Annotated in this window: 6 protein-coding genes; all 6 read right to left on the bottom strand. The window is 70.4% G+C overall.

What is annotated here, in order from left to right; translation table 11 throughout:
- On the bottom strand, window positions 1-265 hold a 265-nt coding region (locus JMF90_RS20660; RefSeq protein ID WP_201325373.1), incomplete at its 3' end, for a multidrug efflux SMR transporter.
- Between the two features lie 153 nt (window positions 266-418).
- Window positions 419-700, bottom strand: a complete 282-nt coding sequence (locus JMF90_RS20655) for a DUF333 domain-containing protein (protein WP_054928020.1) — start codon at window positions 698-700, stop codon at window positions 419-421.
- 152 nt (window positions 701-852) lie between these two features.
- The gene (gene kdpE / locus JMF90_RS20650) at window positions 853-1,551 is read right to left on the bottom strand and encodes a two-component system response regulator KdpE (protein WP_011545833.1); all 699 of its coding nucleotides are present in this window, start codon (window positions 1,549-1,551) and stop codon (window positions 853-855) included.
- Window positions 1,544-4,387 (bottom strand): sensor histidine kinase KdpD, encoded by a 2,844-nt coding sequence (locus JMF90_RS20645; protein WP_054928021.1) that lies wholly within the window; start codon window positions 4,385-4,387, stop codon window positions 1,544-1,546. Before JMF90_RS20645 ends, kdpE begins: the two co-directional genes overlap by 8 nt.
- Window positions 4,388-4,540: 153 nt before the next feature.
- A complete protein-coding gene (gene kdpC / locus JMF90_RS20640) occupies window positions 4,541-5,122 on the bottom strand; it encodes a potassium-transporting ATPase subunit KdpC (protein ID WP_054928022.1) in 582 nt (193 codons plus the stop codon).
- Window positions 5,123-5,147: 25 nt separating this feature from the next.
- The coding region (locus JMF90_RS20635; RefSeq protein WP_201325372.1) for an HAD-IC family P-type ATPase at window positions 5,148-5,913 on the bottom strand (766 nt) is incomplete at its 5' end.

The raw sequence follows: 5,913 nt of genomic DNA, 5'->3' as shown, positions 1-5,913 counted from the left end.
TCGCGACGCGCGCGACGGTCAGCGCCTCGCCCATCATCACGATACCGAACACGAACGCGCCGACCGCGCCGATGCCCGTCCACACCGCGTATGCGGTGCCGAGCGGCAACTGGCGCATCGCGACCGCGAGCAGCCCGAAGCTGGCCAGCGCCGTCACGATCGTAAACACCGACGGACCGAGCTTCGTGAAGCCGTCCGACGATTTCAAGCCGGCCGCCCAGGCCACTTCCAGCAAACCGGCGATCAACAACCATACCCACGCCATCTCGACGTACTCCAGATCGGATGGGGCCGTCCCCGTTGAAGCGAATGGCCCGGGGTCGTCCCCGGGCGGCGCCGAGTATAACAAGAGGCTTACGGACCTGCCGGCTGCCGGCCACGTCGGTGGCCGATGCGGGGCGCGATCGGCCGGCCGCGCTCAGTTCGCCACGCGCTTCGGCGCACCGCCGCCGACGCAGCGATCGTCGCGGTACAGCGCCCACTCCTCGCACACGCGGCCATCCTCGAACACGCACATCCCGACCTGCCCGCTCGACAGGTTGCGGATCACGTGGCGACCGCCGAGCTTCTCGCAGTTGACTGACGCGGGATTGGCCAGCGCCACCTGCGCGGGCGGCTGCTGCCCGGGCGGCAACGGCTGGGCGAACGCGCCGGGCGCGACCAGCGCCAGCGCACGGATGACGACCAGACGGACGGACATTGCACGCTCCTCGTTTTCGTTCGCGGAACGGTCAGGATAGCGGGGATTGCGCAACGGGTGTGCAAGGCCGGCGCCGGTCGAGAGACTGTCGCGCCGGCGCAACCGTGCCGATGCGCGGCGTCACGGCCGCATGCGCCGCCGCGCACCGCCCGTCACACGGCGCCGACGAGCCGGTAGCCGACGCCCGTCTCGGTGACGATGTGCTCGGGCTGCGCGGGATCGGCCTCGAGCTTCTGGCGCAGGTGCGCCATGTAGATGCGCAGATAGTGATGGCTCTCGACGTGCGACGGCCCCCACACGTCGCGCAGCAGCTGGCGGTGCGTGAGCACGCGCCCCGCGTGACGCACGAGCGTCGCGAGCAGCCGGTATTCGAGCGGCGTCAGGTGGACGATCGCGTCGTCGCGCCACACCTGGCGCAGCGCGAGATCGACGGTCACGGTGCCGAAGCTCACCTTCGGCGACTCGTTCGCGCCGCCCTGGTTGCGCCGGCGCAGTTGCGCGCGCATCCGCGCACGCAGTTCGGACACGCCGAACGGCTTGGTCAGGTAGTCGTCGGCGCCCGCGTCGAGCGCCGCGACCTTCTCCTCTTCCTGCGTGCGGGCGGACAGCACGATCACCGGCACCTCGGACCAGCCGCGCAGCTCGCGGATCACGTCGAGGCCGTCGGTATCGGGCAGGCCGAGGTCGACGATCACGAGATCGGGCTTGCGCGTCGCCGCGTCGATCAGCCCCTGCTTGCCCGTCTCGGCCTCGAACACCGCGATGTCCTCCTCTTCGAGCGCGGCGCGCACGAAGCGGCGGATCTGCTTTTCGTCCTCGATCAGGACGACGGTCAGGCTGGGTTCACTCATGGTCTGGCAATGACTCGGATGGGGGCGATGCGCCCGGCAGGTCGGATTCGTCGTCGGGCACGGCCGGCGCGGCCGGCGGCGTGTCGACCGGCAGCGTGAACCAGAAGCGCGCGCCCGTCACGTGGCCGTCGGGCGCGGTGCGGTTGAGCGCGCCGATTTTACCGCCGTGCGCCTCGACGATCGCGCGGCAGATCGCGAGGCCGAGCCCGATGCCAGGCGTCGCCGATTCCTTCTCGCCACGCGTGAACTTGTCGAAGATCCGCGTTTCCATCCCGGCCGGCAGGCCCGGGCCATGATCGTCGACGTGCACGCGCACGAATGGTTGCCCGTCCTCGGTCACGCGCTCGGCACCGATGTCGAGCGACGTATCGGGCGGCGTGTACTTCGCCGCGTTCTCGAACAGGTTGGTGAACAGGCGCTCCATCAGCACCGCGTCCATCTGCAGCAGCGGCAGGTCGGCCGGCAGCGCGACGCGCGCGGGATGGCGCGCGAGCACGCGCCGGCAGGCGGCGAGCGCAGCGCCGACCGTTTCCTCGAGCAGCGACCACTGGCGCTTGAGCTGCAGGCTGCCGGCCTGCAGCCGCGCCATGTCGAGCAGGTTCGTGACGATGCCCGTCATCCGCAGCGCCTCGTCGTGAATCGCGTCGACGAGTTCGCCCTCGCGCTGCGCGAGCCGCGCGGCCGCCGCGGCGTCGCCCGCCTGCGCGGCCGCGCGCCCGTTCGCGAGCATCGACGAAAAGCCGACGATCGTCGTGAGCGGCGTGCGCAAGTCGTGCGAGATCGCCGACAGCAGCGAGTTGCGCAGCCGCTCGGACTCCATGTTGACGAGCGCGTCGCGCGCGATCTCGACGTAGTGCACACGCTCCAGCGCGAGCGCGATCTGCGCGGCGAATGCGTCGAGCATCCGCTGCTGCTCGGGCACCTCGAGTTCGCGCGGCTCGCGCGACGCGACCGCCAGCACGCCGCGCGTGCGCATCGGCGCCTTCAGCGGCAGGTACAGCGCGGCCGTCGCCGGCAAGGTATCGGTGCCGCGCCCGGCCGGCTTCTGCTGGTCGTACACCCACTGGCCGACGTCGCTGTCGAGCTCGGCACCGGTCAGCGTGACGGCCGCGTCGGGCTCCTCGATCTTCTGCCGCACCTGGTCCGCGCTGTCGGGCAGCAGGAACGCGACACGCGCGCGGAACACCTCGCCCACGTGGCGGCTGCCGATCTCGACGATCTGCTCGGTCGTCAGCGCCGCGCCGAGCTCGCGCGCCATCGCGTAGATCGCACCGGTGCGGCGCTCGCGGCGCTGCGCGACGCTCGCCTGGCGCGTCAGCGTCGACGTCAGGTGGCTGATCACGAGCGACGTCAGCAGCATCCCGAAGAAGGTCAGCAGGTATTGCGTGTCGCTGACCGAGAACGACATGCGCGGCGGCACGAAGAAGAAATCGAACGCGGCCACCGACAGGAACGACTGCAGCACGCCCGGGCCGCGCCCGAGCCGCACGGCCGAGAACACCACGCCGAGCAGGTACAGCATCACGAGGTTCGTGAGGTCGAGCCGCCCGGACACGACGCTCGCGACGACGGTGATCGCCGCGCAGATCGCGGCCGCATACGCGTAATGGCGCGGCGGCGAGCGGTGCGTGCCGAACTGCGCGAACGCATCGCGCCAGTCGCGCGCCCGTGCGTCGAGCGGTACGGCGCGCGTCTCGTCGCTCGCGGACGCGCGAATCAGCATCAGGTCGACGTCGCCCGCGCGCTCCGCCAGCTGCTCGCCGAACGGCCGCGCGAAGCGGCGCACGAGCCCGACCTTCGGCGAGCCGCCCGCGACGAGCTTCGACACGTTGCGCACCTTCGCATAGCCGATCAGCGCGGCGACCGCATCCGCACCGGCGAGCGTGGCCGTCTCCGCGCCGAGTTCGGCCGCGAGCTTCAGCGCGTCGAGCGTGCGCTGCCGCCGCGCGTCGGGCAACCGTTGCAGGCGCGGCGTCTCGACGTACACGGCGATCCAGTCGGCCTTCAGGCTCGCCGCGAGCCGCGCCGCCGCGCGCACGAGCGTCGGCGCTTCGGGGCCGGGCCCGACGCACACCAGCAGCCGCTCGCGCGCCTGCCAGATGCGCTGGATCGAACGGTCGGCGCGGTACTCGCGCATCTGCGCGTCGACGCGATCGGCCGTGCGCCGCAGCGCGAGTTCGCGCAGCGCGATCAGGTTGCCCTTGCGGAAGAAGTTGCGCACCGCGCGCTCGGCCTGCTGCACGAGATAGACCTTGCCGTCGCGCATCCGCTCGAGCAGTTCCTCGGCCGGCAGGTCGACGAGCGTGACTTCGTCGGCCGCGTCGAACACGCGATCGGGCACGGTCTCCCACACGCGGATGCCGGTGATCGCGCCGACCACGTCGTTCAGGCTTTCGAGGTGCTGGACGTTGACGGTCGTATACACGTCGATGCCCGCGTCGAGCAGCTCGTAGACGTCCTGCCAGCGCTTCAGGTGCCGTGCGCCCTGCACGTTCGAATGCGCGAGCTCGTCGACGAGGATCAGTTGCGGCGCTCGCGCGAGCGCGCCGTCGAGATCGAATTCGGCGAGCGGGCGGCCGCGATAGTCGATGCGGGCGGGCGGCAACACGTCGAGGCCGTCGAGCAGCGCGGCGGTTTCGGCACGGCCGTGGGTCTCGACGATGCCGACGACGACGTCGACGCCTTCCTGCACGCGCTGGCGCGCGGCCTGCAGCATCGCGTAGGTCTTGCCGACGCCGGCGGACGCGCCGAAGAAGATCTTGAGCTGGCCGCGCCGCTGCTTTTCTTCATCGCGCTGCAGCTTGTCGAGGAGTTGGTCGGGATCGGGGCGGTTCATGCGTCAGGAGGGCGACACGCCGGATGGCGCGCGAGATACAGCCATTGTGGTTCCAAATCGCCGCAAAAGGCAAAGACGGCGCGAGCGCCGTCGAAACGAAGTCGGGCCCGGCGGCGCAGCCAGCCGCGCCGGGGAGCCCGCATGCACGCTCGCTCAGTGCGCGGCCTGCGCCGCGTCGAGCGCGAGATTCAGCTTCAGCACGTTCACGCGCGGCTCGCCGAGCACGCCGAACTGGCGGCCCGCCGTGTTCGCGGCGACGAGTTGCGCGACCGCGTCCGGCGCCAGGTTGCGCGCCTTCGCAACGCGCTCGACCTGATATGCAGCCGCGGCCGGCGTGATCTCCGGATCGAGGCCGCTCGCCGACGCCGTCACGAGGTCGACCGGCACCGGCTTCGACAGGTCGGTGCCCGCGTCTCGCAGCGCGGCGATGCGCGCCTTCACCTGGTCGGCGAGCGACGGGTTCAACGGGCCGAGGTTCGAGCCACCGGAGCCTGCCGCGTTGTACGGCATCGGCGCGGTGGCCGACAGCCTGCCCCAGAAGTACTTCGGCGCGTCGAACGGCTGGCCGATCAGCGCGGAGCCGACGACCTTGCCGTTCTGCTCGATCAGGCTGCCGTTGGCCTGCGACGGGAACACGGCCTGACCGAACACGGTCATCACGGCCGGATAAGCGAGGCCGGTCACGGCGGTCAGCACGACAAAAAGCACGACGAGCGGGCGAATCAACGTTTTCATGATGGTTCCTTCAAGTGCGGCCGGCTCAGGCCCAGCCGAGCGCGGCGAGCGTCATGTCGATCAGCTTGATGAACGGGAACGGCAGCAGCACACCGCCGAGGCCGTACACCAGCAGGTTGCGGCGCAGCAGCGACGCCGCGCCGAGCGGCCGGTAGGTCACGCCCTTCAGCGCGAGCGGAATCAGCGCGACGATGATCAACGCATTGAAGATCACCGCCGACAGGATCGCGGACGCCGGCGACGTCAGATGCATGATGTCGAGCACGCGCAGTTGCGGATAGGTCGTCACGAACGCGGCCGGGATGATCGCGAAGTACTTCGCGATGTCGTTCGCGATCGAGAACGTGGTGAGCGACCCGCGCGTCATCAGCATCTGCTTGCCGATCTCGACGATCTCGATCAGCTTGGTCGGGTTCGAGTCGAGGTCGACCATGTTGCCGGCTTCCTTCGCCGCCTGCGTGCCGGTGTTCATCGCGACCGCGACGTCGGCCTGCGCGAGCGCCGGCGCGTCGTTGGTGCCGTCGCCCGTCATCGCGACGAGGCGCCCAGCCGCCTGATGCTCGCGAATCGTCGCGAGCTTGGTTTCCGGCGTCGCTTCCGCGAGGAAATCGTCGACGCCCGCTTCCGCCGCGATCGCCGCGGCCGTCAGCCGGTTGTCGCCCGTCACCATCACGGTCTTGATGCCCATCTTGCGCAGTTCCGCGAAGCGCTCCTTGATGCCGCCCTTCACGATGTCCTTCAGCTCGATCACGCCGAGCACGCGCGCCGCCCCGTCCTGCAGGTCGGCCACG

The organism is Burkholderia sp. E168m23, assembly GCF_016586125.1.
GTDB lineage: Bacteria > Pseudomonadota > Gammaproteobacteria > Burkholderiales > Burkholderiaceae > Burkholderia > Burkholderia orbicola.
Note: the sequence above shows the minus strand (reverse complement) of the source record. Positions and strands in the feature narration are given on the sequence as shown.